The sequence below is a fragment of the Aeromonas sp. ASNIH8 genome (genome assembly GCF_002919855.1).
Taxonomy (GTDB): Bacteria; Pseudomonadota; Gammaproteobacteria; order Enterobacterales; family Aeromonadaceae; genus Aeromonas; species Aeromonas caviae.
Window position 1 is genome coordinate 1 of record NZ_PQLN01000047.1, and the last position, 25,217, is coordinate 25,217.

Below are 25,217 nucleotides of genomic sequence, written 5' to 3' on the forward strand. Positions count from 1 at the left end.
ACGCAAGATTGGGGGGTGGGGACGGCAAGGTGAACGGGCCGCCGCCATCAGCCCCAACGCGGCCTGGTTGTCGGGCAACGGATGCCACCATCACATCGGATCTAAGGAGTCATATGGAAGGTGAAATGACCATGCAGCCAGCGGCTGCGGGCAGGGGGCTGGCCCATACCCTCAAGGACGATGTCTACGGCATGGTGCTCGGGGTCATGTTTATCGCCGTGGGGCTCAATCTGCTCAAGTGTTCCGGCATGATCACCGGTGGCATCGCGGGCATCGCCCTGCTGATCGCCCATGTCAGCACCCTGCCCATCGGCGTGCTCTTCTTCCTGGTGAACCTGCCCTTCATGGTGTTCTGCTACGTCACCATGGGGCGCGCCTTCACCCTCAAGACGCTGATCGTCAACGTCGCCCTCTCGGCGGCCACCCAGGCGGTGCCGCTGCTGCTAACGGTGAGCTATGTCCATCCCCTGTTTGCCGCCCTGGTGGGGGGAACCTTCCTCGGCATGGGGGTCTTGTCTCTGGCGCGCCACAATGCCTCCGTGGGGGGCACCGGCGTGGTGACGCTCTGGCTGCAACGGCGCACCGGCATCAATGCGGGAAAGAGCCAGATGGTGCTGGATGTGCTGGTGTTTGCGCTCTCTCTGCTCACCCTGCCGCTTCCCCTGCTGCTCTGGTCAACCCTGAGTGCGCTGGCCATGAACGCCATGCTGATGAACTGGCACAAGCCGGGCCGCTATCAGGGGAACTGAACCCCGGTCTGGCTGACGGCTGAGAGGGAAAAAGGCCGTTCCGGGAGACTGGCGGCAGAAAGGGGCTCAACGGCAAAAAAGATCATCTTGTCGGGAAAAACGGCATGGTTACGGCTGAATTTATTGGTTTTTTGCCCTGTTGGTGGCGTTAAATCGGGCTACGCCATAAAAAATTCAAAAAACTTCTTTACCACTGCCCAATGCATGAGTAAAATTTGTCGGCAATATTTTACACTCCCACTCCTCAACGGTGAGATATTGCCATGCTCAGGATTGCCAAAGAAGCGCTGACCTTCGACGATGTACTGTTGGTTCCAGCCCACTCCACTGTTCTCCCCAATACCGCCGACCTGCGTACCAAGCTCACGTCTGCGATCACGCTGAATATCCCGATGATCTCCGCTGCCATGGACACAGTGACCGAAGCCCGTCTGGCTATCGCACTGGCCCAGGAAGGCGGTATCGGCTTCATTCACAAGAACATGTCCATCGAGCAGCAGGCTGCCGAAGTGCGCAAGGTCAAGAAGTACGAGAGCGGCGTGGTCAGCGACCCCGTTACCGTGCGCCCTGACATGACCATCGCCCAGATCAAGGAGCTGAGCCACAAGAACGGTTTCGCCGGTTACCCCGTGGTGACTGACGGCAACCAGCTGGTGGGCATCATCACCGGCCGTGACGTGCGCTTTGTCATCGATCTCTCCCAGACCGTCGAACAGATCATGACCCAGAAAGATCGTCTGGTGACCGTGCGTGAAGGGGCCCCTCGTGAAGAGGTGGTGGCCCTGATGCAAAAACATCGCATCGAGAAGGTGCTGGTGGTCAACGGCGACTTCAAGCTCAAGGGCATGATCACCGTGAAGGACTTCCAGAAAGCCGAGCGCAAGCCCAACGCCTGTAAAGACGAGCGTGGCCGTCTGCGGGTCGGTGCCGCCGTCGGTGCCGGTGCCGGCAACGAAGAGCGCGTCGCCGCCCTGGTGGAAGCCGGTGTGGACGTGCTGCTGATTGACTCCTCCCACGGCCACTCCCAGGGCGTGCTGGATCGCATCAAGGCGACCCGTGAAGCCTATCCTGACCTGCAAATCATCGGCGGCAACGTCGCCACCGCCGCTGGCGCCAAGGCGCTGGTGGAAGCGGGTGTCAACGCCGTCAAGGTCGGTATCGGCCCGGGCTCCATCTGTACTACCCGTATCGTGACCGGCGTGGGCGTGCCCCAGATCACCGCCATCTCCGACGCCGTCGACGCCCTGGAAGGCACCGGCGTGCCGGTGATTGCCGATGGCGGCATCCGCTTCTCCGGCGACGTGGCCAAGGCCATCGCCGCAGGCGCAAGCTGCGTCATGGTGGGCTCCATGTTTGCCGGTACCGAAGAGGCGCCGGGCGAGATCGAGCTCTATCAGGGCCGCTCCTTCAAGTCCTACCGCGGCATGGGCTCTCTGGGTGCCATGTCCAAGGGTTCCAGCGACCGTTACTTCCAGACCGACAACGCCGCCGACAAGCTGGTGCCGGAAGGGATCGAAGGGCGCGTGCCGTACAAGGGCCGCCTCAAAGAGATCATCCACCAGCAGATGGGCGGCCTGCGCTCCTCCATGGGTCTGACCGGCAGCGCGACCATCGACGACATGCGCACCAAGGCCGAGTTCGTGCGCATCTCGGGCGCCGGGATGAAAGAGTCCCACGTTCACGACGTGACCATTACCAAAGAAGCCCCCAACTACCGGATGGGCTGATGAAACGGGGCTCTACGCCCCGTTTTTCCACCCTTTTTTTATCCCGTGCTTTTTGTGACAACATCAGCCTGATGCAGGAATAAAATGACTAAAGACATTCACGCCCACCGTATCCTTATCCTGGATTTCGGTTCCCAGTACACCCAGCTCATCGCCCGTCGCGTCCGTGAAATCGGCGTCTACTGCGAGCTGTGGGCCTGGGATGTAACCGAAGAGCAGATCCGCGAGTTCAACCCGAGCGGCATCATCCTCTCCGGCGGCCCGGAATCAGTGACCGAGGCGGGCAGCCCGCGCGCCCCCGAGTACGTGTTCAACGCCGGTGTGCCGGTGTTCGGTATCTGCTACGGCATGCAGACCATGTCCGAGCAGCTCGGCGGCAAGGTGCAGTCCTCCAACCTGCGTGAATTCGGCTACGCCCAGGTCGAAGTGCTGGGCCAGTCCGGCAAGACCAGCGCCCTCTTGCGCAACATCGAAGACGCCATTGCTGACAACGGCAATGCCCTGCTGGATGTCTGGATGAGCCACGGCGACAAGGTCACCGAGATCCCCGCCGGCTTCACCACCATCGCCCAGACCGCGACCTGCCCCCACGCCGCCATGGCCGACGAAGCCAAGCGCTTCTACGGCGTGCAGTTCCACCCGGAAGTGACCCACACCCGTCAGGGTGCCCGCATGCTGGAGCACTTCGTCAAGGACATCTGCGGCTGCGAGTGCCTCTGGACCCCGGCCACCATCATCGACGACGCCGTTGCCCGCATCCGCGAGCAGGTGGGTGACGACGAGGTGATCCTGGGCCTCTCCGGCGGCGTGGACTCCTCCGTGGTCGCCATGCTGGTGCACCGCGCCATCGGCGATCGCCTGACCTGTGTCTTCGTCGACAACGGCCTGCTGCGCCTGAACGAAGGCCAGCAGGTGATGGACATGTTCGGCGATCACTTCGGCCTGAACATCATCAAGGTCGACGCCGAAGAGCGCTTCCTCTCCGCTCTCGCGGGTATCGACGAGCCGGAAGCCAAGCGCAAGACCATCGGCCGCGTCTTCGTCGAAGTGTTCGACGACGAGTCCAAGAAGCTCAAGAACGCCAAGTGGCTGGCCCAGGGCACCATCTACCCGGACGTCATCGAATCCGCTGCCAGCAAGACCGGCAAGGCTCACGTCATCAAGTCCCACCACAACGTCGGCGGCCTGCCGGAAGAGATGAAGATGGGGCTGGTGGAGCCGCTGCGCGAGCTGTTCAAGGACGAAGTGCGCCGTGTCGGCCTCGAACTCGGCCTGCCCTACGACATGCTCTACCGTCACCCCTTCCCGGGTCCGGGCCTGGGCGTGCGCGTGCTTGGCGAAGTGAAGAAAGAGTACTGCGACCTGCTGCGCAAGGCTGACGCCATCTTCATCGAAGAGCTGCGCAAGGCCGACCTCTACAACCAGGTCAGCCAGGCGTTCGCCGTCTTCCTGCCGGTGCGCTCCGTCGGCGTCATGGGCGATGGCCGCAAGTACGACTGGGTCATTGCGCTTCGCGCCGTCGAGACCATCGACTTCATGACCGCCCACTGGGCTCACCTGCCGTACGACTTCCTCGGCCACGTGTCGAACCGCATCATCAACGAGATCAACGACATCTCCCGCGTGGTGTACGACGTCTCCGGCAAGCCGCCTGCCACTATCGAATGGGAATAAGCGGTTAACGCCTCTCCCTGAGATCACGCAAAACTGTCAAAAAGGCGCCCTTGAGGCGCCTTTTCTTTTTCCAATCGTTTGCGAGAAAATTTTGCTCCTGGCGAAGGGGATAGAGGCCCTGTTGCCAACGTTGTCATGGTAAGTGCCCGAGTCGATAGGCAGAGCCTCATCTATCGCATCCACACAAGGCGGCAGGCTGTGGTTTCTCCGGGCAGGGGAAAGGCTTTGCTGCATAGCCTCTGAAGGCCATCCACGAGTGTTATGCCCAGAAAGGTAAGTGCCACTGTGTCCAGCATCAAACACTTCTTCAAAATCCCCCCAAGTGATAGCAGGCGCACCAGTTACCGTTTCAAATGCAAAACCACGGTGCCGCTGCCCAACCCGCTCCACGGGGAAGCCATGGTGCAGATCTTCCAATCCCTGGATGGGTCGGCTCATATCACCTCCATCACCCCGATCTGGGTGGGTTGCGGGGAGGGGGAGATCGCCTAACCGGTTTGCTCTAACAACCAGCAATAAGAAAGACGCCTTATGGCGTCTTTTCACCTCTGACTGTTGGTTTGAAAGCACTATGGCGGCGAACCTTTGTCACGACGACCCGGATCTTGCTCACTTGTGCCATCGCGATGGCTCATCACGGCATCAGGAGATATCAGCGTTTTTTGAAGGGAGTGGGAAGGAAGTGGGAAGGGAGCGGGGCTGTGGCGCCGCTTTCCCAGGTGGTGGTGACCTGGGTTTGCAAGGGCAGTGCATGGAAAACAGTGCCACCGGTGTCGGCAGCACTGACGCAAAGCCTGGTGGGATAACGCTCTTTTAGGGGTTATCAGGCCAGGGCGGGGCTGGATGTAGCGGCGCAGGGCAGGGCGGCCAACTGTGCAAGGTGCTCGCCCAGAGAGACCCCGGCGCCGGTGGCGTTGACCGTCTCGAAGTAGTCGTGCCAGCCCGATGCGGCTATCCCCTGGACGAGGGCCTCGATGGCTGCGGCATCCGGCCCGCGCCAGATGGCGAAGAAGGGGTGGGGCGCACCATGGAGGGTGGCAGCATCGGTCTCGCCCAGGGCGATGGGCTCCACCCCGAGGGCGGCGAGGTTGGCCATGCCTGTGCCAATGGCCTCGAAGAACTGCTGACGAGCCGTCTGGCTCAATGCCAGCCAGGCGGGAGTGGGGGTGTAGAGCTCTGTCAGATAGTGGGTCATAGGGGTTCCTTCGGGAGTTGGCCCTTGCGCAAGGTGCGCAAGGCGCGTTGACAAATCCGGGTTGTCGCGGGACTGGGGCTTTCGCGAGACCAGCGCGCGCAGAGGTCAGTGACCCACTGTGGCCTGTCTTTGCTCGCATCGTTCAGCCAGTTGGCAACGGAGTCCTGCACATAGAGGGCGGGATCGGCCTTGAGGGGCTCGAGCAGCATCAGGGCCTGCTCCGGCGCTTGTCGCAGGGACGCAAGATGGGTACACCAGACGCCGCGGGGCCGGGTCGCTTCGCTGGCAAAGCGTCGCAGCCGCTCGGACGGCTCCGCCGTCAAGGGCACCAGGGCGGCAATGGCCGCCTCCAGCTGCGCAGCAATGGTCGTTCGCATTGCGAGCCAGGCCCACTCGCGCACCCCAAAGTGCGGGTCATCGGCGAGGGGGCGAATGAGGGCCAGGCGGTCGCTGAGCGACAGTCCCTCGCTCGCGCCCACCATGAAACAGGCCCAGCCCCGCACGGTATCGGAGGGATGACGGCTGAGCGCCGCAAGATCCCTCGTGCCGTTCTCGGCCAGGAGCAGCCTGGCGGCCAGTGCCATGCGCCGGGTAATGCCCTCCCCGGATGCGGCGTGCATCGATGCCAGCGCCTGGGGCCCGAGCGAAGGCAGGGTGCACTGCATCAGGGCGGCAAAATCCACCGCTAGGCATTCGGTCAGGTTGCTTGCCTCAGCCTCTCCCCGGTTGAGCTGGGCGAGGCGTGAGGGGGCGATATCCGTGATGCGGCTGCGTGTCATGGGTGCTCCTCTGTGGCGGCCTCAGTGCAGCCTGCCCGGGATGAGATGACATTGAGCCAGGCCCGCTTGAGCAGGGCGCTCAGGGTTTCCCGCTCTGCCTGATCGAACCCGGCAAACAGGGAGCCTATCCACTGGCTGTGCTCATCGAGCAGGTGCTGCGCCAGGGCCTGGCCCTGCTCTGTCAGGCGCACCGAGATCTTTCGCCTGTCCTGGCTGTCGCTGTGGCGAGCCAACAGGCCGTCCCGTTGCAGCCCGTCGAGCAGGCCGGTGATGGTGGCCCGTGTGACCCCCGCCTTGTCGGCAAGCTCGTGGGGAGCCAACCCTTCTGGCAGGTCGCGCAGCAAAAACAGCAGCACGAACTTGCCTTCGGAGAGGCGGTGAGGGGCCAGGCGCGCCGCGCACGCCTGATCGATGGCAGCGGCGAGGGTCAACACCTCAAAGCAGACGCGCATGTTTTGGGTGTCCGCGTGTCCGCGGCGCTCTGCATCCTCGAGCAGGGCGAGGTGTTTCTGTTCCAGGGTGATCATGATGGTGAGTCTCGAATGACTTTATATGGTGCCATACTATATGGTGCCAATCAAATGTTCAACCACCCAAGCACGCGACCGGGATGGTTCATGGCAACGGAGAGCGGGAGTGTGGCGATGGGGGGCCTTTGCAAGAGAAGGCTTTGCAAGAAAATCGGCCATCTTTGGCCGTCATTCCCTATAATGCCCCTCCTTTGTGGTCTGGGGGGAGTGCCCGCAGTGAGCCACCGCAAGCCCGAATGTTGATAGAGACGATCCCATGCATACCCTGGAACAGCTTCGCGCAGGCGAACTCTGCGGCGCCCGCCACCTCAAACTTGCTGAAAACCTCGCGGTGTTCCCTCCCGAGATCCTGAGCCTCAAGGAGACCCTGGAGGTGCTGGATCTCACCGGCAACCAGCTGAGCGAGTTGCCTGACGCGCTGGCCGAATGCAAGAAGCTGCGCATCCTCTTCTGCTCCGAGAACAACTTCACCGAACTGCCCGAGGTGCTGGGGCGCTGCCCTGCGCTCACCATGGTGGGCTTCAAGGCCAACCGCATCGCGACCGTCCCGGCCACCTCCCTGCCCGCCAGATTGCGCTGGCTGATCCTGACCGACAATGCCATTGAACGACTGCCGGACGAGCTGGGGCAGTGCGACGCCCTGCAAAAGCTGATGCTCTCGGGCAACCGGCTCGCTGGGCTTCCCGAGACGCTTGCCGGTTGCCACCGTTTGGAGCTTTTGCGCATCGCCGCCAACCGGCTCGAGGCGCTTCCAGAGTGGCTGCTCTCCCTGCCGCGCCTGTCCTGGCTGGCCTTCGCGGGCAACCCTTTCTGTGATGAGCAGGCGTGTCTGAACGGCACATCGGAGCTCACTACCGAGATCCCCTGGCAGGCGCTCTCACTGGGGGATGTGCTCGGGGAGGGAGCATCCGGCGTCATCTATCGCGCCGAGTGGGAGAGGGCTGAAGGGCCCTGGGCGGTGGCGGTCAAGCTCTTCAAGGGGGCCGTCACCAGCGATGGCTTGCCCCTGAGCGAGATGGGGGCGTCCCTGGCCGCCGGTCGCCATCCAAACCTGGTCGGGGTGATGGGGCGGGTGAGCGATCATCCCTCCGGCATCCCGGCACTGGTGATGCCCCTGATAGACCCCGCCTTCGCCACCCTGGCGAGGCCCCCGAGCCTGGACTCCTGCACCCGGGATGTCTATGGGGCGGATCTGAACTTCACTCCGGCCCAGGTGATGGCCATGGTGCAGGGGGTGGCTGCGGCCGCCCGACACCTGCACGAGCGGGGCATCCTCCACGGCGATCTCTACGCACACAACCTGCTGTACTCCTTGCAGCCCGCGATGCCCCACTCGTCGCAGGAGGCGCCGGACCGGGTGCTGCTCGGGGACTTTGGTGCCGCCTCCTGTTACGACCGCGCCGATGAGGTGCTGGCCGGGCGGCTGGAGCGCCTGGAAGTGCGGGCCTTTGGCTGCCTGCTGGCCGAGCTGCTGGCGCGCTGTAATGGGGGCGACGCCGACCTTGACCCCCTTCATCGACTGGCCAGAGAGTGCGGCTTTGAGGTGCCTTCCCGGCGACCCACCTTCGCGCAGATCCTGACCCGGCTGGCAGCGATGGCGACAAGCCTGCCTGGGGTCGTGGCCTGAGGCCTGCCCATCGTGGGCGTTCTCTTGCACAGGGGCGGGATCATGGGGCTTGCGCCACTTCGGTGAAGTTGTGATAGTGATGCACCATTGCAGATGACGAGAGGAAGATGATGGAAGCGGCATTTTGGCACCAGAAGTGGAAAGAGAACCGGATTGGCTTTCATCAGGCAGATTTCAACCGCTGGCTGCAATCCTGGTGGTCGGCCCAGCAAGGGAGCGACCCCGTGCTGGTGCCCCTTTGCGGCAAGTCCCGGGACATGCTCTGGCTGCGTGAGCAGGGGCATCCGGTGGATGGCTTCGAGCTCTCCGAGCTCGCCATTACCCAGTTTTTTGACGAGAACAACCTGAGTGCAGAGAGAAGCGAGGTGGGTCCCTATCAGTGCCACCGGCACGAGGATCTGCGCATCTATCAGGGGGACTTCTTCGCCGCTCCGGAGCTTGGTCAGCGTTATCGCCTGGTCTATGACAGGGCGGCCCTCATCGCCTTGCCGGGCGCCATGCGCCGCCAGTATGCCGCCCTGATGAGCCGCCTGGTGGAGGCGGGAGGGCAGGTGTTGCTGGTGACCCTCGAGTATCAGCCCGAGCAGCAGCAACAGCCGCCGTTCTCGGTGGGGGAGATGGAGGTGCGCACCCTGTTTGAGCGCGACTTTGGTGTCGAGGTGCTGGGCCGGGGGGCTGAGCTGGATCACCCCAGGGTGCTCTCGGGGCAGCTCTCCTATTTCGACGAGGTGGCTTACCGGCTGATCCGCCGGGGCTGAGAGGGCGCGAGGCCGATGCCAAGGATGGAAGTGGCGCTTGTTTTACCTCCTTTGACATAGATCAACGTGGAAAATCAGGGAAATGCCTAAGATGAGGCTGTTTCTCAATCACTGCTGGTGCCGACCGATGAGCTCTGGTTTGAACGCCGGTCGAACATCAACCCAGTGTCTGATTTTCACGCTCATGTTCACTTTTGGCGGCTCTGGTCGCAATTGATTATGGTTTTTCCAGCCGACCCCACGGGGTCGGCTTTTTATTGCCTGCGCGTTGCCAACAGGGGAGGTCAGCCTTCGAAGGTGGCGGCGTTGAGCCGAAACGCCCTGGGATCGTCGACAAACTGGCCGGTGATCCGCTCGTCGTGCTCGTGGCCCAGGCCATAGCTGCAGAGGATGAGGCGATCCGAGGTACGGGATCTCAGCTGGGTGATGAAGCGCACCAGATCGGCACGGCTGAGCCTGCCCACCTCCTCGCGTACCCGTTCGCGCTGATCAAAACCCAGATCCTTGTTGCCGATGCTGACCCAGAGCCGCTGGCCGCGGCTGCGCAGGTTGGCATCCCGCTCGCTGAGCTGGGCCTGCAACCCCGCCTTGCTCTCCTGCCACTGCTGCTCGGTGAACTCCAGCATGGCGAGCGGGAAGAGATCGATGAACTCCTCCACCGCATCCAGCAGGATCTGCGGCCCCGCTACCGGCGACTGGATATAGAAGATGAGACCGGGATGGCGGTTGAGGGGCAGGTTGCCGGCTCCCACCACGTAACCGAGCTGCTGGCGGGTGCGCAGCTCGTGGAAGAAGGTGGATGACATGATGTGGTTGGCCAGGGTGAAGAAGGCGAGATCCCGCGCCCGGGTGGTGCGCGACTGGTAGTAGACCAGCAGCGCCGAGTCCTCGTGATCGCACCCCTGCTCGCGAATGAGGGTGCCTCTGTCCTGGATGGAGATGAGGGGGCGGCGGGTCTCGGCGCTGGGCTGGCTGTTGGCACCGAGGTGGCGCTCCAGCAGGGCCGCGAGTTCGAGGGCCTCGGCGGCCGTCCAGTCTCCATGTACCAGGGCCTCCAGATGCACCCTGGCAAAGAGCTCGGAGACGAAGCCGGGCATCTCCCCGAGTTCGACGGCGCGCAGGTGGCGCAACAGCTGCTCGAAGGGCGGGTTGTTGGGTTGCAGCAAACTGGTGAGCTGGTTGAACAGCTGGGAGATGGGGCGGGTCTTGGCCTGGTTCTCCCAGTTGCGGATAAGCTGCTCCTTGATCTCGCTAAAGCGGGCCGGATCCGGATACCCCAGGGTGCGGTTGCCGAGGATCATGTCGAGCAGCAGCGGTTGCTTGTCGGCAAAGCCGCTGAGGTTGATGGTAAAGCCCCCCTGATGGGCATAAATCTGGTAGCCAAGACCCGCGAGCTCCGCCGGGTAGGTGAGGGCGTTGAGGTGATCCGTGAGCAGTTCCACGGCCAGACGCGCCATGGCGATGTGACGCGGGCTCTTGACCGCATGTTCGCTGTCGACGGAGATATAAAGGCTGCCCTTGGGCACGCTGAACTGATGCTCGTGCAGGTGCCAGAGCCGGAAACCGGGCCTGTCGATGAGGCAGGACGGTATGTCGGCGGGCAGCGCCGGCAGACGGGCGTCGAGGCGGGTGCTGATGAAGGGGTTGGGCGCCGGCAGGTGCAGGGCGGGATCCGGTTCACTCTGCTGCCAGCGGATCTTCTCGGCCTCGCTGATGCTCTGGACGCTGTAGGGTGTCTGGTACCAGCGGGCGAGGCGATCCGTGCTCACTTCCGGGGCCTGGATGGTCACTCGCAGATTGTGGGGGGTCAGCTTGGCGAGGAAGCGCCGGATCAGCGGCTCATCGAACTCGCGCATCATGTAATCGCCGTAGAGCAGATCGTCCGGCCCGTAGCTGAACAGGTTGAGCACGAGGCCGGAGACGGTGTCGAGGGCCCGGCCCCGCTCCTGGAAGCGGAAGGCGGACTCCAGCACGCTGCGCTTCTCCTCATAGCGCCAGGCCTGCACCCCGCCCCGCTCGATGAGCTTCAGGTAGCCAAACAGGGCGGCGATGATCTCGTCCACATGCTCAAGCCCAAGGGGGGTGAGGCCAAAGCTCACGCCAAAGTCCTTGAAGTTGGCGCCGCTGATGCCGCCGCCGGCGGCGAGCTGATTGACCCAGCCTCGCCCCTTGAGCAGAGAGAGCAGGCTGCCTTCCCCCTCATAGCCGATGAGGTGGCTCAGGAAGGTGAGGGGTTTTTTGTCGTAATACTCATCCACGCACGGCAGCGGGAAGGTCAGCGCCAGCTTGCGGGTCTCCTTGACCGGGGTCAGCAGGATGCGAATGCCGAGATCATCGAGCCGGTAGAGAGGATGGCTCAGTACCGGAGGCCCGAGGTGGCGATCCGGAATGGCTCCAAAGAAGCGATCACACCAGGCTAGCTGGGTCTCGATGGGTGCCGGTGAAAGCATGACCAGCGCCATGCGATCCGCACTGTAGTGGGTTTCGTAGAACGCAATGAGGTCCGAGCGCAGATCTCGGCCGGGGAGATCCGCCAGGGTGTCGAGGTTGCCCACCGAGAATTTGGAGAAGGGGTGGTCCGGATTGACCGTCTCCTTGTGCACCTGGTAGCCGCGGCGCACATCGTCCTGCAGCTTGAGGCGGTACTCGGAGTCCACCGCGTTGCGCTCCTTGTCGACCCACTCCGGTGCAAAGGTGGGGCAGATGAAGAACTGGGAGAACCGGTCGAGCCCCGCCTCGAAGAAGCCGTTGTCGATGTCGAAGAAGAAGTTGGTGAACTCGGTGCCGGTCCAGGCGTTGTTGCTGCCCCCGTGGCGGCTCATGAATTGCTGGTATTCACCGGGTTTGGGGTAGGTGCGGGTACCGAGAAACAGCATATGCTCGAGGAAATGGGCCATGCCCTGGCGATCCGCAGGATCGTCGAAGTGGCCGGTATTCACCGCCAGGGAGGCGGCGGATTTGTCGGTCTCGGGATCACAGATCAGCAAGACCCTGAGCCGGTTTGCCAGCTCCAGATAGTGATACCGCCGATGGTCATTGGGACTGGCATATGGGCTCATTGGGGAGGGGCTCGCGGTGAATTTATTTGAATTTAAACATGATTATCGACCCCGCTATCTTGCGAGGCAAACCCTTTTCTGAGAGGTGGCGCAATTGTTTCCCCCGGCATGGCGGGGTAAGATCCCCCCGCTATTTAAACAGGCCCCCTGGGCGAGGTTGTAATGAAAATCTACATCATGCGTCATGGCCAGGCTGGCATGAACGCAAAGACTGATGAACAGCGTCCACTGACCGAGCAAGGCATCGAAGAGTCCATCCACATGGCGGGCTGGCTGGCTCCCCAATTGGCAGGCTCCCTGAACCTGGTGATCCACAGCAACTACCTGCGTGCCAGACAGACTTGGCAGGCCATCGCCCCCGTGTTGCCCAAGGCCCTCAAGGTCGAGGAGAGCGGCGACATCACCCCCTACGGGGATCCGGCTTTCGTGGCGAGCTACCTCACTGCGCTGGCGGCGGAGCATGACAACATCCTGATGGTCAGCCACCTGCCGCTGGTGGGGTATCTGGTCCAGAGTCTCTGCCCGGCGGCAGGGGCCCCCATGTTCGCGACGTCCGGGCTGGCCTGCATCGAATGGCAAGATGGCAAAGGAGTCTTGCTCTGGCTGGAAGGACCGCATACAATACGGTAAAAGTTAATAATAAGTTACAGTTTGGTTTTTTGGGGAAGAGAGAGTCGATTTTTCCGGTTTTTTATATAAATTTAACGGAATTATTTCGCATAAGCTGCTGTCATACGGATACAACTTCAAGAGGTTGCAAACGATGAGAGTGTTCAAGAAGTACCTGCCACTGATGGTGGCAAAACATGTCAAAACCTTCTTCAAGGGGCGGATTTACATCCACGGCAGGGGGCGCTTCGATTTCCAGTCGGGCTTGCTGATGATGCCATTGCAAGCCGACATTCCCCATCGCCAGACGGTGCTCGAGGTCAATGAACTGATTTCAAGGCTCCACATGGATGCCGCTTGAGACGCCTCAGGCTGACCCTGGTCCCCCTCATGCCCGCCCCTGTGCGGGCATGATTGTTGATGGCGCCTGGGCGCGGCGCCAACCGTTCGCGTCATGGCGCTTCTTCCTGCGTTGGCAGGCTTGCTTATCCTGATTGCCTCTCTATACTCGCGCGCAATACCCGCCTTTTTATTCTGGATATCGCAATGCCCCTTGCCTTCCTGTTTCCCTTCTCCTGCATGGCCATCTGGGCCGGCAATGGCATCGTCAGCAAGCTGGCGGTCGGGGTGTTGTCTCCTGCGGCGCTCGCCTGGTCGCGCTGGATGGTGGCGGCCCTGGTGCTGACCCCGTTTCTGGCTCACCGGGCCTGGCGTGAGCGCCGCAAGCTGCGGGCCGGTTTCTCGAAGCTGGCGGTGCTGGCCCTGCTCGGCATGGTCTTGAACCAGACCTTTGGCTATTACGCGGCCCAGACCCTGGGGGCTACCGAGATTGGCCTGATGATGGGGCTGACCCCCTTGATGACAGTGCTGCTCAGCATCTGGTTGCTGCGCGAGCGGCCCACCTGGGGGGCGCTGCTGGGAGGCGCCATCTCCATTCTGGGGCTGGCGATTTTGTTGGGGCAGGGGGATCCGGCCCGGCTGCTGACCCAGGGCATCCATATCGGTTCCGTCTACATGCTGCTCTCGGCGGCCACCTATGCGCTCTACAGCGTGCTGCTCAAGCGCTGGGATCTGGGGCTGGACAACTGGTCCATGCTCTACGGCCAGGTGCTGTGCAGCCTTCTGTTCCTCACCCCCTTCTATCTGCTGGTGGACGGGCACTGGCCCGATGGCAGCGCCCTCTGGCTCATCCTCTATGCGGGGATCCCGACCTCGGCCCTCTCGCCCTGGCTCTGGATGCAGGGCATTGCCCTGCTCGGGGCGAGCCGTACCGCCATCTTCATGAACCTGTTGCCGGTCATGACGGCCGCCCTTGCCATCAGCTGGCTCGGGGAGCGGCTCACCAGCTATCACCTCATCGGTGGCGGCATGACCCTGATGGGGGTGTTGCTGGCGCAGTTGCTGGTGAGGCCCGTGACGGTGCGAAGACGCGCCCGGCTCGCGGTGGCGGGCTGTCAGGAGAAGTAGGATAAAAAAAGACCGCCCTCGAGGCGGTCTTTTTGGTTCGGTGCCCAGCGTCACTGCGCCGTCAGATAGAGATCCTTGGCATAGACCAGGTCTTGCGGGTTCTGGTAGGGGTAGCCCTTGACGTTGGGTTTGAGCAGCCGAGATTTCACGTAGAAGTAGACAGGCGCGATGGGGGCCTCCTCGTCGATCAGCACCTCGGCCTGCTGATAGAGGCGGTTGCGCTCGGCCGGATCCTTGGCGTCATGGGCCTTGGCCAGGAGGGCGTCGTACTCCTTGTTGAACCACTTGCCGCTGTTGGCGCTGCTGCTGGAGGTCATGATGTCGAGGAAGGTGGAGGCATCGTTGTAGTCTCCGTTCCAGGAGTAGCGGCTCACCCCGAAGTCACCCTCGTTCAGGGCCGACACCATGGTCTTCCACTCCATGTTGTTGAGCTCCGCCTTGACCCCCAGGTTGTGCTTCCACATGGAGGAGATGGCGAGCGCTATCTTCTTGTGCCCCTCGTTGGTGTTGTAGAGGATGTCCACCGTCAGCGGCTTGCCCGGGCCGTAACCCGCCTCGCCGAGCAGCGCCTTGGCCTGCTTGATGCGCTCTTCCTTGCTCATCAGCTCGCTGGCGGGGCGTTTGAGCTCGAAGCCGTCCACGCTCGGCGGGGTCAGGCTGAAGGCGGAAAGCTGCCCCTGTCCCAGGATCTTCTCCGTGATGGTGTCCCGGTCGATGGCAAGGGAGAGTGCCTTGCGTACCCTGACGTCGTCAAAGGGTTTGCGCTGGGTGTTGAAGACGTAGTAGTAGGTGGCGAGCATGGGGGCGCTCACCAGCTCCTCCGGGCTCTGGCGCTTGATCTGCTGATACTGCTCCAGGGGATAGGTAGTGTAGTGCAGCTCGCTCGCACGATAGCGGTTGTAGGCCGCGGTATCGGAGACGATCTCCAGATAGATCACCTTGTTCAGCACGGTGTGCTCGTTGTCCCAGTAGTGGGGGTTGCGCTCGGCGATGAGGCGCTCGTTCGGGGTCCACTCCTTGAGGGCGAAAGCGCCGTTGGAGACGATGTTGGCCGGTTTGACCCACTCATGACCGAACTTCTCGATGGTGGCCTTGGGCGCCGGGAAGGTGGTGTAGTGGGAGAGGGTCTTGAGGAAGAAGGGGACCGGGTTTTTCAGGGTGATCTGCAGGGTGTAGTCATCGAGCGCCTTGATCCCCAGGGCATCCGGGCTCTGCTTGCCCTGCACCACGTCGCTGGCATTGGCGACGCCGGTCAGCTCGATGAACCAGGCGTAGTTGGAGGCGTTCTTGGGGTCCGCCGCCCGCTGCCAGCCATAGACGTAGTCCGCCGCCGTCACCGGCTCGCCGTTGGACCATTTGGCATCGGGTCTGAGCTTGAAGGTGTAGACGGTGCCCGTGGCATCGAGCTCGTAGCCAAGGGCGCCCGCCGCCTGCAGCTTGCCGTTGCCATCCAGGGTATAGAGCCCCTCGAACAGATCGTTGACGACGTCGCTGCCCGCGCTCTCTTCCACCATCTGGGGATCGATGGAGGCAGGCTCGGTGCCGATGTTGCGCACGAACACTTGCTGGGCGGCTGGCAGAAGCTGGGTGCCTTCAGGCACCTGGGCGGCGAGGACGGGGAGGGTGAGCAGAGCGGCAACCGCCCCGGCGATAAGCGACTTTTTCATTGAATATCCTTATGTTTTTTTGCTTCCAAAGCGCAGCCAGTGTGCGGGATTGGGGGGCAGATCTCAAGAGGGGAGCCTCTGGCGCAACATTGCCGGGCGCCAGGGGGAGCAAGGCGGGCAGCCGCGTCGGCCCGGATGCATTCTTGTCACGAATTAACCCCCCAAAAGATGCCGGATGGCACCCTTGTTTCACGCCGAAAGCCCGTGGTGGCGCGGTTTTCTGGCGATTTAAAGAACGGCTTAATTCGCTGCAAAAACAAAAAACAGGCGTTACATTGGGTTACAAAACAACGCTGCCGGGGATCGGCACTTTTTTTGCCGACACCTGCAAACGTTTTCAACGGCCAACGGAAACGATCTTAAAGGAACAAGAATGCGAAACATGATCACCATGGGCGAGTTCATCGTCAAAAAGCAGGCGGACTACCCGACCGCGACCGGCGAGCTGACCTCCTTGCTCAGCTCCATCCGCCTGGCCGCCAAGGTGGTGAACCGGGAGATCAACAAGGCGGGTCTGGCGGACATCATCGGCTCCATCGGCGCCGAAAACGTGCAGGGCGAGGTGCAGCAGAAGCTGGACGTCTATGCCAACGAGCGCTTCAAGGCGGCGCTGGAGGCCCGTGGCGAGGTGTGCGGCATGGCCTCTGAGGAGGAGGAGGACTTCGTCTCCTTCGATTCCGAGCTCTCTCGTCACTCCAAGTACGTGGTGCTGATAGACCCCCTCGACGGCTCCTCCAACATCGACGTCAACGTCTCGGTCGGGACCATCTTCTCCATCTACCGCCGGGTCAGCAAACCGGGCGCCGGCGTCACCCTGGAAGACTTCCTGCAGCCGGGTCACCGTCAGGTCGCGGCGGGCTACGTGGTCTACGGCTCCTCCACCATGCTGGTCTACACCACCGGCTTTGGGGTCAACGGCTTCACCTATGACCCCTCCATCGGCTGCTTCTGCCTCTCCCACGAGAACATCCGCATTCCGGAGGAGGGCAAGATCTACTCCATCAACGAGGGCAACTACATCAAGTTCCCGGACGGGGTGAAGAAGTACCTGAAATACTGCCAGGAGCGTGACGAGGCGACTCACAGGCCCTATACCTCCCGCTACATCGGTTCCCTGGTGTCGGATTTCCACCGCAACCTGCTCAAGGGGGGCATCTACATCTACCCGTCCGGCACCAACTCTCCGAACGGCAAGCTGCGCCTGCTCTATGAGTGCAACCCCATGGCCTTCCTGGTGGAGCAGGCCGGTGGCAAGGCGTCCGATGGCTTTGGCCGCATCATGGACATCCAGCCTACCGCTCTGCACCAGCGGACCCCCTACTTCGTCGGGTCCACCAGGATGGTGGAGCGGGCCGAGGCCTTCATGCGGGAGTTCTCCGCCCACGAGGATCCGGCCAACCAGGGCTAAGCCCGGGCCAGCGTCCCTTCGTCACGGGAGCCGTCAAGGCTCCCGTTTTTATTGGCGTGCAGGCGGGTGTAGCCAGGTTGATATGCTGACGGACTGACGGACTGACGGACTGACGGACTGACGGACTGACGGGCTGACGGGCTGACGGGCTGACGGACGGACGCGGCGCCTCGGCGGTCGCGGTGCAATGGCTGGTGGCCCCCTTGCCGGAATACCGGGTCTGGATACGTGGGCGGGATAAATACGGCACGGGCCATCTGCGGGGCTATCGAGGCGCGTTGAACCCGTTTTTTGCCCACAATCCTCCCCACATCCATCTGTTTTTCAGATGGGTTATGACTCAATGCATCGTATCAGTGGATGGATTCGGCGGTAAAACGGTGCTGCCAGGAGGGCGAACCGAGGCGTCGGGGACAAGAAGGGGGGCCGGGGGCGAGATGCCGCCCCTTGCCAGCAACGAAACGGGAGCCCTGGGGCTCCCGTTGTTATGGGCGGCAGGTCGCGCCCTGCTGACGTCATGCTTACCCTCAGGGGGTGGCATGGCGGGCGAGATCCGCCAGCAGGCCGTCCACCAGTTTGAGGCGCATGGCCCTGTCCTGGGTCGGCACCTGGAAGCGCAGCCGGGTCGGTCCGTCCATCTTGTAGATGCGCGGCTGTTCCGAGAGCAGCTTGACCAGATAGGCCGGGTTGACGCGGGTTTCCTGGGTAAAGTCCAGATAGCCGCCGCGCTCGCTCATCTCCACCCGGCGAATCCCCAGCGCCGTGGCGCGCTGGCGGAAGGCGGCCAGCTCCATCAGCGTCTTGGTCGGCTCCGGCAAGAGACCGAAGCGATCGATGAGCTCCACTTTGAGCTCCCGCAGCTCCTGCTCATCGGCGGCACTGGCGATGCGCTTGTACATGGAGAGCCGCATGTTGACGTCCGGGATGTAGTCGTCCGGGAGCAAGGCGGGCAGGCGCAGTTCCACCTCGGTATGCTGGCTCATGAGCTGCTCCAGCGACGGCTCCTTGCCATGTTTGAGCGCCTCCACCGCCTGCTCCAGCATCTCCATGTAGAGGGTGAAGCCCACCGATTCGATCTGGCCGCTCTGATCGTCGCCGAGCAGCTCGCCCGCGCCCCGGATCTCCAGATCGTGGGTGGCGAGCGCAAAGCCGGCGCCGAGATCTTCGAGGGATGCGATGGCCTCCAGCCGCTTGGCCGCATCCTTGGTCATCAGCTTGGGATGGGGGGTGAGCAGGTAGGCATAGGCCTGGTGGTGGGAGCGACCGACCCGGCCCCGCAGCTGGTGCAGCTGGGCCAGGCCAAGGTGATCCGCCCGGTCCATGATGATGGTGTTGGCGCTCGGCACGTCGATGCCGGTCTCGATGATGGTGGTGCACACCAGCAGGTTGAAGCGCTGGTGGTAGAAGTCCGACATCACCCGCTCGAGCTCCCGCTCGCGCATCTGGCCGTGGGCGATGCCGATGCGCGCCTCCGGCACCAGCTCGGCAAGATCGGCGGCGCACTTCTCGATGCTCTCCACGTCGTTGTGCAGGTAGTAGACCTGGCCGCCGCGCTTCAATTCCCGCAGTACCGCCTCGCGCACCACCGCAGGTTCGTGCTGGCGCACGAAGGTCTTGATGGCGAGCCGCTTGGCGGGCGGGGTGGCGATGATGGAGAGATCTCGCATGCCGGACATGGCCATGTTCAGGGTGCGGGGAATGGGGGTGGCGGTGAGGGTGAGGATATCCACGTCGGCGCGCAGCGCCTTGATCTTCTCCTTCTGGCGCACCCCGAAGCGATGCTCCTCGTCGACGATGAGCAGCCCCAGATCCTTGAAGGTGAGCTCGGCGCTGAGCAGCTTGTGGGTGCCGATGATGATGTCCACCTTGCCCTCGGCCATCTCCTTCATCACCGCGCTCTGCTCCTTGGCGGAGCGGAAGCGGCTCAGTACCTCCACCCGCACCGGCCAGTTGGCGAAGCGGTCGCGGAAGTTGTCGTAGTGCTGCTGGGCCAGGAGGGTGGTGGGCACCAGCACGGCCACCTGCTTGCCGCCGTGCACGGCCACAAAGGCCGCCCGCATCGCCACTTCGGTCTTGCCAAAGCCCACGTCGCCGCACACCAGGCGGTCCATGCTCTTGGCCTGGCACATGTCGCCGAGCACAGCGTTGATGGCATTGAGCTGATCCTCGGTCTCCTCGAACGGGAAGCTCGCGGCAAACTGGCGGTAGGCTTCGCGGTCGTGCTTGAAGGCAAAGCCGTGACGGGCTGCCCGCATGGCATAGACATCCAGCAGCTCGGCCGCCACGTCCCGCACCTTCTCCGCCGCCTTGCGCCGCGCCTTGACCCAGGCCTCGCCGCCGAGCTTGTGGCTGGGCGGGTTGTCCGAGCCGGTGTAGCGGCTGATCAGGTGCAAACTGGTGACCGGCACGAACAGCTTGTCGCCGCCGGCGTATTCCAGGGTCAGAAACTCGGTGGGCAGGCCGCCTGCGTATATGGTCTCGAGCCCCAGGTAGCGACCGACCCCGTGATCCAGGTGCACCACCGGCTGGCCCTGGGTCAGCTCGCCCAGGTTTCGGATCACCGCATCGGAGCTTAAGTTCTTGCTCTTGTCCCGCTGGCGCTTGCTGCGGATCTTGCCGCCGAGCAGCTCGGCTTCGGTGATGAGGGCAAGGGGCGTCTGGCCGGGCTCTTGCAGCAGGAAGCCCCGCTCCAGGGGACAGACCAGCAGCCCGTGGCGCGCATCGCTCGAGAGGAAGGCGTCGAGGGAGGCAAACTCCCGGGGTTGCAGGTTGATCCGTGCGAGCAGATCCCCGAGCCCCTCGCGCCGCCCCTCGGACTCCACCGCAAACAGGGTGCGCCCGGCAAAGCCTTGCAGGAAGCCGTCAAGGGCCAGCAGGGGTTGCTCCTTGCTGTGGTCGAGCTGCAGATCCGGCAGGGGGGCGAGGGGCAGATCCTGCTGACCCGCTCCGCCGTCAACGGTCGCCTCCTGCAGCCGCACGGCGCCATAGTCCCCGAGGGCGGCGAAGAGCTGCTCCACCGGCAGATAGATCTGCTGGGGCGGCAGCAGGGGACGGGTGTTGTCCCAGCGCCTGTCTTCATAGCGCTGGCCGATGTCGTTCCAGAAGCGCTGGGCCGCGGGGTAGATCTCCCCCACGGTGAGCAGCAGGGTGTTGCCTGGCAGGTAGTCAAACAGGCTGGCGGTCTGGTTGAAGAAGAGCGGCAGGTAGTATTCGATGCCGGCGGGCCAGCGCCCCTTGCTCACCTCCTGATAGACGGAGCCCTCGGCCCGGGAGATCTCGAACTGTTCGCGATACTGGCCACGAAACAGCTCGATGGCCCCCTCGTCGGTGGGAAATTCCCGGGCGGGCAGGAGGCTCACCGACTTCACCGGCTCGCTGGAGCGCTGGGTCTCGGGGTCGAACGGGCGGATGGAGTCCACCTCGTCATCGAAAAAATCAATGCGATAGGGGCGGCTGCTCCCCATGGGGAAGAGATCCAGCAGGGAGCCGCGGGCGGCGAATTCGCCATGCTCCAGCACCTGTTCCACCGCCACGTAGCCCGCCTGCGCCAGACGCCCGCGCAGCTGCTGCAGGTTGAGGCGCTGGCCGCTTGTGACCATCAGGCTGTATTTGTCGAGATAAGCCTGGGGCGCCGTGCGCAGCATCAGGGTGGAGATGGGCACGATGAGCACGCCGTGGCGCATCTGCGGCAACTGGTAGAGGGTTTCGAGGCGCTGGGAGATGATGTCCTGGTGGGGAGAGAAGCTGTCGTAGGGCAGGGTCTCCCAGTCCGGGAACAGCAGCACCGGGCAATCCTGATCCGCCAGCAGGAACCCCAGTTCCTGTTCAAGGCGCAGGGCGCTCGGGGTATCGGCGGTGACCAGCAGGACGGGTCTTCGGGCTTCCCGGGTGAGGCGGGCGGCAACCAGCGCCAGGCTGCTGCCGACCAGCTGGCCGAACGTTGTCTTCTGGCCCGCTTTGGCGGGCAAGGCGGGGAGGGTCATTGGCATCATCGGAGTCTTTTACTGTTGGCGTTCTTTTGACATGGACCTGGGTTAGCGCTGACGTTCCTGGGCACGCAGCTTGAGCTGTTTCGACTGCACATGCAGGCTGGCGCGCACCAGCAGCTCCCGGTCATCCTCGCGGATGCGCACGTAGTCGAGCATCACGTGGGTGCCGTGCTCTCCAGCGTCCCGCTGCACGACCTCGCCGTAGCAGTAGACGGCGGAGGCCTCTTCCCGCAGGAAGATCTTGAGCCGCACGATCTGGTGCAGGGCGGGGGCCTCCCCGTGCCCCTGGTGGGGGTGCAGGTAGGTGAGCTGCCCGGCGCCAAAGCGCAGGGTGTGGAAGCGGTGCTCGGGGTGATCCTGGGCTGCCAGCACATAGCCCATGATCATGTCGATCTTGCGGGACTGCTGATTGATGATCTCCACCAGATCGTGCATGGACTCGTTCTGGCTGCGCAGCAACCGGCTGCTCACCAGATCGATGGAGGTAATGGCGGAGGCGATGCGAAACGGCTCGGGCAACTCGGCCTCCAGGGCCTCCAGCGTCGGCAGACGAAAGTCGGCCGGCATGGGGATCACATTGACCGGCGTGGCATGGGTGACGCTGAAGAACTGTTCCTGCATGGAGGCTATCCCTTGTTGTCATAGACGGTTTCCCTTTATTATCCGGTATCTTATTTCGTTGGCAACGTAGATATCCTTGAAGACCGGACTTTTTCAGCCACTGTCGCTGGCCATCGGCCTGCGTTATGCAGGCTCGCGACGCAGTAACCGCTTCGTCTCCTTTATCTCCCTGTTCTCCACCTTTGGCATCGCCATCGGGGTCGCCGCCCTGATGGTGGTGATCTCGGTGATGAACGGGTTCGAAGGCCAGCTCAAGGGGCGCATCCTCGGGGTGATCCCCCATGTGGTGGTGACCAATCAGGCTGGACGCATCGAGGCCGAGCCCGAAGGTCTGCCCGATCTGGCCCGCCTGCCCCACGTGGTGGCCACGGCCCCCATGCTCGACAGCGAAGGCATGCTGCAAAGCCCGGGTCAGCTCACCGGTGTGAGCGTGCAGGGGATTGATCCCGCCCGCTGGCCCAAGGATGACATCCTGCACGCCCAGATGCTGGGTGGGCGCCTTGACAGCCTGCAGGCCGGTGAATACCACATCGTGCTGGGGCAGGGGGTGGCCAGCCGCCTCAAGGTCTCCATCGGCGACCAGGTGCGTCTCATCCTGACCGAAGGTACCCGCTTCACCCCCTTTGGCCGGGTGCCGGCCCAGCGTCTTTTCACCGTCTCCGGCATCTTCGGGGTCGGCGCCGACGTGGACAGCCAGGTGGCCCTGATTGCCCTGGGGGATGCCCAGCGCATGCTGCGCCTGCCCGCAGACAAGGTGGGCGGCATCCGCCTCTGGCTGGACGATCCCTTCGCCGCCGACGAGGTGGTGAAGACCGCGTTGCCGGACGGGCTGGAGTGGCAGGACTGGCGCCGCGAGCGCGGCGAGCTGTTCCAGGCGGTGGCCATGGAAAAACGGATGATGGGGCTGATGCTGGTGCTGATCATCGCGGTCGCCACCTTCAACATCCTCTCCGCCCTGGTGATGGTGGTCACCGACAAGGAAGGGGAGGTGGCCATCCTGCGTACCATGGGCATGAGCGAATCCGGCATCGTCAAGATCTTCATGGTGCTGGGGGCGTCGAGCGGCGTCATCGGCGCCCTGTTCGGGGGGCTGGCGGGGCTGGCGCTCTGCTTCGGCCTCAATCCTCTGCTCAATGCCCTTGGGCTCAACCTCTATATGGCGGCGGGGGGCAGCGGTCTACCGGTCATCGTCGAGCCGGCCCAGGTCATGACCATTTTGCTGGGCGCCGTGCTGCTCAGCTTCAGTGCCACCCTCTACCCGGCCTCCCGCGCGGCCCGGGTCAAACCGGCGGAGGCGCTGCGTTATGAATAATTCATCTTCTGTTGTTACTGGTGCAAGTGGAGCCCCCGTTATGAATCAATCCGTCTCCTGCGAGCCGCTGCTGCGCTGCCAGGCCCTCAATCATGTCTACAAAGAGGGCAATCTGGAGACCCAGGTACTCAAGGGGATCGAGCTGGACGTTGCCCCCGGGGAGATGCTGGCGGTGGTGGGGAGCTCGGGCTCCGGCAAGACCACCCTGCTGCACCTGATGGGGGCGCTGGACAACCCCTCCAGCGGCGCCGTGCTGTTCAAGGGGCAGGACATCCATGGCTGGGACAGCCGCACCCAGGCGAGGTTTCGCAACCAGGAGCTGGGTTTCGTTTACCAGTTCCACCACCTGCTCTCGGAATTCAGCGCACTGGAAAATGCGGCCATGCCGCTGCTGATCGCCGGTGAGTCGGTGGCCAGCGCCACCGAGAAGGCGAGCAAGATGCTGGGGCGGGTGGGGCTCTCCCACCGTCTCAACCACAGACCGTCCGAGCTCTCCGGTGGCGAGCGCCAGCGGGTGGCCATCGCCCGAGCCCTGGTCAACGAACCCAGCCTGGTGCTGGCGGATGAGCCCACCGGCAACCTGGATCACGCCAGCGCCACCGCCGTCTATGAGCTCTTGTGCGAGCTCAATCGCGAGCTTGGCACCGCGTTCGTGGTGGTGACCCATGACTTGAGCCTGGCGGCCAAGCTCCACCGCCGGGTCACCCTGGTGAGCGGCATCATGGCGGAGGTCGCCTGATGTTCAAGCCGCTGCCCCTGTTCCTGGGCCTGCGTTACAGCCGCTCCCGCCGTCGCAACGGCTTCATCGCCTTCATTTCGGCCTCCTCCCTCATCGGCATCGCCCTCGGGGTGATGGCCCTCATTCTTGGCCTCTCCGCCATGAACGGGTTCGAGCGGGAGCTCAAGAACCGGGTGCTCTCCGTGGTCCCCCACGGCGAGCTCATCGGCATGGAGGCGCCACTGCCTGACTGGCCGCGGCTCAGGGACTACCTGCTGGCTCAGCCCGGGGTGGAGGCGGCTGCCCCCGTCATTCGCCTGGACGGCCTGCTGGAGCACGGCTCCGCCCTCAAGGGGGTCCAGCTGCGTGCGGTGCTGCCGGAGCTGGAAGCCAATCTCTCCGATGCGGGCAACTTCATGACGGGTCGGGGCCTTCGCGAGCTGCAGGCGGGTGAACACGGGGTCATCCTCGGCAAGATCATCGCCGACAAGCTGGGGGTCAAGACAGGGGACACAGTCACCCTGCTGCTGCCCCAGGCGGGTGATGCCGCCGGCATCAAGAACCCGAAACGGGAGGCGCTCACCGTGGTGGGGCTGCTCGAGATCGGCGGCCAGCTCGACGGCCTGCTCGGCTTCATGCACCTGGCGGACGCCCAGGCCATCACCGGCATGGGCAGCGCGGTGGAGGGGTTCAGCCTCAAGGTTAACGACGTGCTCAAGGCCCAGTCCATCACGGTGGCGGCGGCCCAGAAATTCCCGCACTACGTCTATATCAGTAGCTGGATGAGCCGTCAGGGTTATCTCTATCAGGACATCCAGATGGTGCGCACCGTGATGTACGTGGTGATGCTGATGGTGGTGGCGGTGGCCTGCTTCAACATCGTCTCTACTCTGGTGATGGCGGTGAATGAGAAGCGCAGCGAGATTGCCATCTTGAAGACCATGGGGGCGAGCCCGGGCCAGATCCGGCTTACCTTCGTCATCCAGGGGATGGTGAACGGGGTGGCGGGAGCCTTGCTCGGCGCCCTGCTTGGCGGTCTGCTCTCCAGCAAGCTGACCCAGATCCTGAGCGCCATCGAAGGGGTTATCGGGCACCGTTTCCTGAATCCCGACATCTACTTCATCGACTTCCTGCCGACCGAGCTGCACATGCAGGACTTGCTCATCGTGACCGGCGCCGCCATCCTGATGAGCCTGGTGGCGACCCTCTATCCTGCCTGGCGGGCGAGCGGCCTGGTGCCGTCCCGGGAACTGGGGCATTGATGCCCATGGATGTGATAAAGGGCCCTGCGGGGCCCTTTTTATTGTCACTCTTTTGTGGGGAAACCC

21 protein-coding genes are annotated in these 25,217 nt (G+C 63.3%); 13 read left to right on the forward strand and 8 right to left on the reverse strand.

Features of this window, described 5'->3' with window-relative positions; all coding sequences use genetic code 11:
* Positions 1-113 precede the first annotated feature (113 nt).
* The 3 genes from C3418_RS13240 to guaA all read left to right on the forward strand — a co-directional run bounded on the left by C3418_RS13240 (position 114) and on the right by guaA (position 4,150).
* A complete protein-coding gene (locus tag C3418_RS13240) occupies positions 114-749 on the forward strand; it encodes a YitT family protein (RefSeq protein WP_010674548.1) in 636 nt (211 codons plus the stop codon).
* 263 nt (positions 750-1,012) lie between these two features.
* Positions 1,013-2,476: an IMP dehydrogenase gene (gene guaB, locus C3418_RS13245; protein ID WP_010674549.1), complete on the forward strand. Its 1,464-nt coding sequence runs from the start codon at positions 1,013-1,015 to the stop codon at positions 2,474-2,476.
* An 84-nt stretch (positions 2,477-2,560) separates the two neighbouring features.
* Positions 2,561-4,150: a glutamine-hydrolyzing GMP synthase gene (gene guaA, locus C3418_RS13250; protein WP_103858709.1), complete on the forward strand. Its 1,590-nt coding sequence runs from the start codon at positions 2,561-2,563 to the stop codon at positions 4,148-4,150.
* 36 nt (positions 4,151-4,186) lie between these two features.
* Here the strand turns inward: guaA and C3418_RS24410 are convergent, their stop codons facing one another.
* From C3418_RS24410 to C3418_RS13270, 4 genes are all read right to left on the reverse strand, one after another.
* Positions 4,187-4,588 (reverse strand): hypothetical protein, encoded by a 402-nt coding sequence (locus tag C3418_RS24410; protein WP_162231286.1) that lies wholly within the window; start codon positions 4,586-4,588, stop codon positions 4,187-4,189.
* A gap of 385 nt (positions 4,589-4,973) precedes the next feature.
* The gene (locus tag C3418_RS13260; protein WP_045524762.1) at positions 4,974-5,345 is read right to left on the reverse strand and encodes a DUF6616 family protein; all 372 of its coding nucleotides are present in this window, start codon (positions 5,343-5,345) and stop codon (positions 4,974-4,976) included.
* Positions 5,342-6,124, reverse strand: coding sequence for a HEAT repeat domain-containing protein (locus tag C3418_RS13265; protein WP_052814498.1), 783 nt, complete (start codon positions 6,122-6,124; stop codon positions 5,342-5,344). The genes C3418_RS13260 and C3418_RS13265 overlap by 4 nt, the downstream gene beginning before the upstream one ends.
* The gene (locus C3418_RS13270) at positions 6,121-6,651 is read right to left on the reverse strand and encodes a MarR family winged helix-turn-helix transcriptional regulator (RefSeq protein ID WP_052814499.1); all 531 of its coding nucleotides are present in this window, start codon (positions 6,649-6,651) and stop codon (positions 6,121-6,123) included. The genes C3418_RS13265 and C3418_RS13270 overlap by 4 nt, the downstream gene beginning before the upstream one ends.
* Before the next feature lie 259 nt (positions 6,652-6,910).
* On the opposite strand from C3418_RS13270, the gene C3418_RS13275 reads away from it, so the two are divergent.
* Positions 6,911-8,281, forward strand: coding sequence for a leucine-rich repeat-containing protein kinase family protein (locus C3418_RS13275; RefSeq protein ID WP_103858710.1), 1,371 nt, complete (start codon positions 6,911-6,913; stop codon positions 8,279-8,281).
* A 110-nt stretch (positions 8,282-8,391) separates the two neighbouring features.
* Positions 8,392-9,039 carry a thiopurine S-methyltransferase gene (locus tag C3418_RS13280; protein WP_039039037.1) on the forward strand — a complete coding sequence of 216 codons (648 nt, stop codon included), beginning with the start codon at positions 8,392-8,394 and terminating at the stop codon, positions 9,037-9,039.
* A 284-nt stretch (positions 9,040-9,323) separates the two neighbouring features.
* On the opposite strand, the gene C3418_RS13285 is transcribed toward C3418_RS13280, so the two are convergent.
* Complete coding sequence (locus C3418_RS13285; RefSeq protein ID WP_103858711.1) at positions 9,324-12,098, reverse strand: insulinase family protein; 2,775 nt, start codon at positions 12,096-12,098, stop codon at positions 9,324-9,326.
* Between the two features lie 162 nt (positions 12,099-12,260).
* Here C3418_RS13285 and sixA point away from each other — a divergent pair, with 162 nt between their 5' ends.
* The 3 genes from sixA to C3418_RS13300 all read left to right on the forward strand — a co-directional run bounded on the left by sixA (position 12,261) and on the right by C3418_RS13300 (position 14,174).
* On the forward strand, positions 12,261-12,728 hold the full coding sequence (gene sixA, locus C3418_RS13290; RefSeq protein WP_041215262.1) for a phosphohistidine phosphatase SixA: 468 nt from the start codon (positions 12,261-12,263) through the stop codon (positions 12,726-12,728).
* Between the two features lie 133 nt (positions 12,729-12,861).
* Complete coding sequence (locus C3418_RS13295) at positions 12,862-13,068, forward strand: DUF1107 domain-containing protein (protein WP_005324080.1); 207 nt, start codon at positions 12,862-12,864, stop codon at positions 13,066-13,068.
* 185 nt (positions 13,069-13,253) lie between these two features.
* Positions 13,254-14,174 carry a DMT family transporter gene (locus C3418_RS13300; protein WP_039039040.1) on the forward strand — a complete coding sequence of 307 codons (921 nt, stop codon included), beginning with the start codon at positions 13,254-13,256 and terminating at the stop codon, positions 14,172-14,174.
* Positions 14,175-14,224: 50 nt separating this feature from the next.
* On the opposite strand, the gene C3418_RS13305 is transcribed toward C3418_RS13300, so the two are convergent.
* Positions 14,225-15,841, reverse strand: a complete 1,617-nt coding sequence (locus C3418_RS13305) for a peptide ABC transporter substrate-binding protein (RefSeq protein WP_069784707.1) — start codon at positions 15,839-15,841, stop codon at positions 14,225-14,227.
* A 143-nt stretch (positions 15,842-15,984) separates the two neighbouring features.
* On the opposite strand from C3418_RS13305, the gene C3418_RS24115 reads away from it, so the two are divergent.
* The gene (locus C3418_RS24115; RefSeq protein ID WP_124244103.1) at positions 15,985-16,227 is read left to right on the forward strand and encodes a hypothetical protein; all 243 of its coding nucleotides are present in this window, start codon (positions 15,985-15,987) and stop codon (positions 16,225-16,227) included.
* Entirely contained in the window at positions 16,215-17,249 is a 1,035-nt protein-coding gene (fbp, locus tag C3418_RS13310; protein ID WP_029314452.1) for a class 1 fructose-bisphosphatase, read from the forward strand. The genes C3418_RS24115 and fbp overlap by 13 nt, the downstream gene beginning before the upstream one ends.
* Before the next feature lie 527 nt (positions 17,250-17,776).
* Here fbp and mfd read toward each other — a convergent pair.
* A complete protein-coding gene (gene mfd / locus C3418_RS13315) occupies positions 17,777-21,241 on the reverse strand; it encodes a transcription-repair coupling factor (protein ID WP_103858712.1) in 3,465 nt (1,154 codons plus the stop codon).
* Positions 21,242-21,283: 42 nt separating this feature from the next.
* Positions 21,284-21,859 carry a hypothetical protein gene (locus C3418_RS13320; protein WP_049636824.1) on the reverse strand — a complete coding sequence of 192 codons (576 nt, stop codon included), beginning with the start codon at positions 21,857-21,859 and terminating at the stop codon, positions 21,284-21,286.
* 76 nt (positions 21,860-21,935) lie between these two features.
* Between C3418_RS13320 and C3418_RS13325 the strand changes: the two genes are divergently transcribed.
* From C3418_RS13325 to lolE, 3 genes are read left to right on the forward strand one after another with little or no spacing between them, the layout of a single operon-like run.
* Positions 21,936-23,171 (forward strand): lipoprotein-releasing ABC transporter permease subunit, encoded by a 1,236-nt coding sequence (locus C3418_RS13325; RefSeq protein WP_010674566.1) that lies wholly within the window; start codon positions 21,936-21,938, stop codon positions 23,169-23,171.
* A 40-nt stretch (positions 23,172-23,211) separates the two neighbouring features.
* Positions 23,212-23,910 carry a lipoprotein-releasing ABC transporter ATP-binding protein LolD gene (lolD, locus tag C3418_RS13330; RefSeq protein ID WP_010674567.1) on the forward strand — a complete coding sequence of 233 codons (699 nt, stop codon included), beginning with the start codon at positions 23,212-23,214 and terminating at the stop codon, positions 23,908-23,910.
* Positions 23,910-25,151, forward strand: a complete 1,242-nt coding sequence (gene lolE / locus C3418_RS13335) for a lipoprotein-releasing ABC transporter permease subunit LolE (RefSeq protein WP_010674568.1) — start codon at positions 23,910-23,912, stop codon at positions 25,149-25,151. Before lolD ends, lolE begins: the two co-directional genes overlap by 1 nt.
* Positions 25,152-25,217: the final 66 nt, after the last annotated feature.

Excerpts from the sequence above, each read along its gene's own strand:
- C3418_RS13240 (WP_010674548.1), top strand. The coding sequence starts at position 114 with ATGGAAGGTGAAATGACCATGCAGCCAGCGGCTGCGGGCAGGGGGCTG.
- guaB (WP_010674549.1), top strand. The coding sequence starts at position 1,013 with ATGCTCAGGATTGCCAAAGAAGCGCTGACCTTCGACGATGTACTGTTG.
- guaA (WP_103858709.1), top strand. The coding sequence starts at position 2,561 with ATGACTAAAGACATTCACGCCCACCGTATCCTTATCCTGGATTTCGGT.
- C3418_RS24410 (WP_162231286.1), bottom strand. The coding sequence starts at position 4,588 with ATGAGCCGACCCATCCAGGGATTGGAAGATCTGCACCATGGCTTCCCC.
- C3418_RS13260 (WP_045524762.1), bottom strand. The coding sequence starts at position 5,345 with ATGACCCACTATCTGACAGAGCTCTACACCCCCACTCCCGCCTGGCTG.
- C3418_RS13265 (WP_052814498.1), bottom strand. The coding sequence starts at position 6,124 with ATGACACGCAGCCGCATCACGGATATCGCCCCCTCACGCCTCGCCCAG.
- C3418_RS13270 (WP_052814499.1), bottom strand. The coding sequence starts at position 6,651 with ATGATCACCCTGGAACAGAAACACCTCGCCCTGCTCGAGGATGCAGAG.
- C3418_RS13275 (WP_103858710.1), top strand. The coding sequence starts at position 6,911 with ATGCATACCCTGGAACAGCTTCGCGCAGGCGAACTCTGCGGCGCCCGC.
- C3418_RS13280 (WP_039039037.1), top strand. The coding sequence starts at position 8,392 with ATGGAAGCGGCATTTTGGCACCAGAAGTGGAAAGAGAACCGGATTGGC.
- C3418_RS13285 (WP_103858711.1), bottom strand. The coding sequence starts at position 12,098 with ATGAGCCCATATGCCAGTCCCAATGACCATCGGCGGTATCACTATCTG.
- sixA (WP_041215262.1), top strand. The coding sequence starts at position 12,261 with ATGAAAATCTACATCATGCGTCATGGCCAGGCTGGCATGAACGCAAAG.
- C3418_RS13295 (WP_005324080.1), top strand. The coding sequence starts at position 12,862 with ATGAGAGTGTTCAAGAAGTACCTGCCACTGATGGTGGCAAAACATGTC.
- C3418_RS13300 (WP_039039040.1), top strand. The coding sequence starts at position 13,254 with ATGCCCCTTGCCTTCCTGTTTCCCTTCTCCTGCATGGCCATCTGGGCC.
- C3418_RS13305 (WP_069784707.1), bottom strand. The coding sequence starts at position 15,841 with ATGAAAAAGTCGCTTATCGCCGGGGCGGTTGCCGCTCTGCTCACCCTC.
- fbp (WP_029314452.1), top strand. The coding sequence starts at position 16,215 with ATGCGAAACATGATCACCATGGGCGAGTTCATCGTCAAAAAGCAGGCG.
- mfd (WP_103858712.1), bottom strand. The coding sequence starts at position 21,241 with ATGATGCCAATGACCCTCCCCGCCTTGCCCGCCAAAGCGGGCCAGAAG.
- C3418_RS13320 (WP_049636824.1), bottom strand. The coding sequence starts at position 21,859 with ATGCAGGAACAGTTCTTCAGCGTCACCCATGCCACGCCGGTCAATGTG.
- lolD (WP_010674567.1), top strand. The coding sequence starts at position 23,212 with ATGAATCAATCCGTCTCCTGCGAGCCGCTGCTGCGCTGCCAGGCCCTC.
- lolE (WP_010674568.1), top strand. The coding sequence starts at position 23,910 with ATGTTCAAGCCGCTGCCCCTGTTCCTGGGCCTGCGTTACAGCCGCTCC.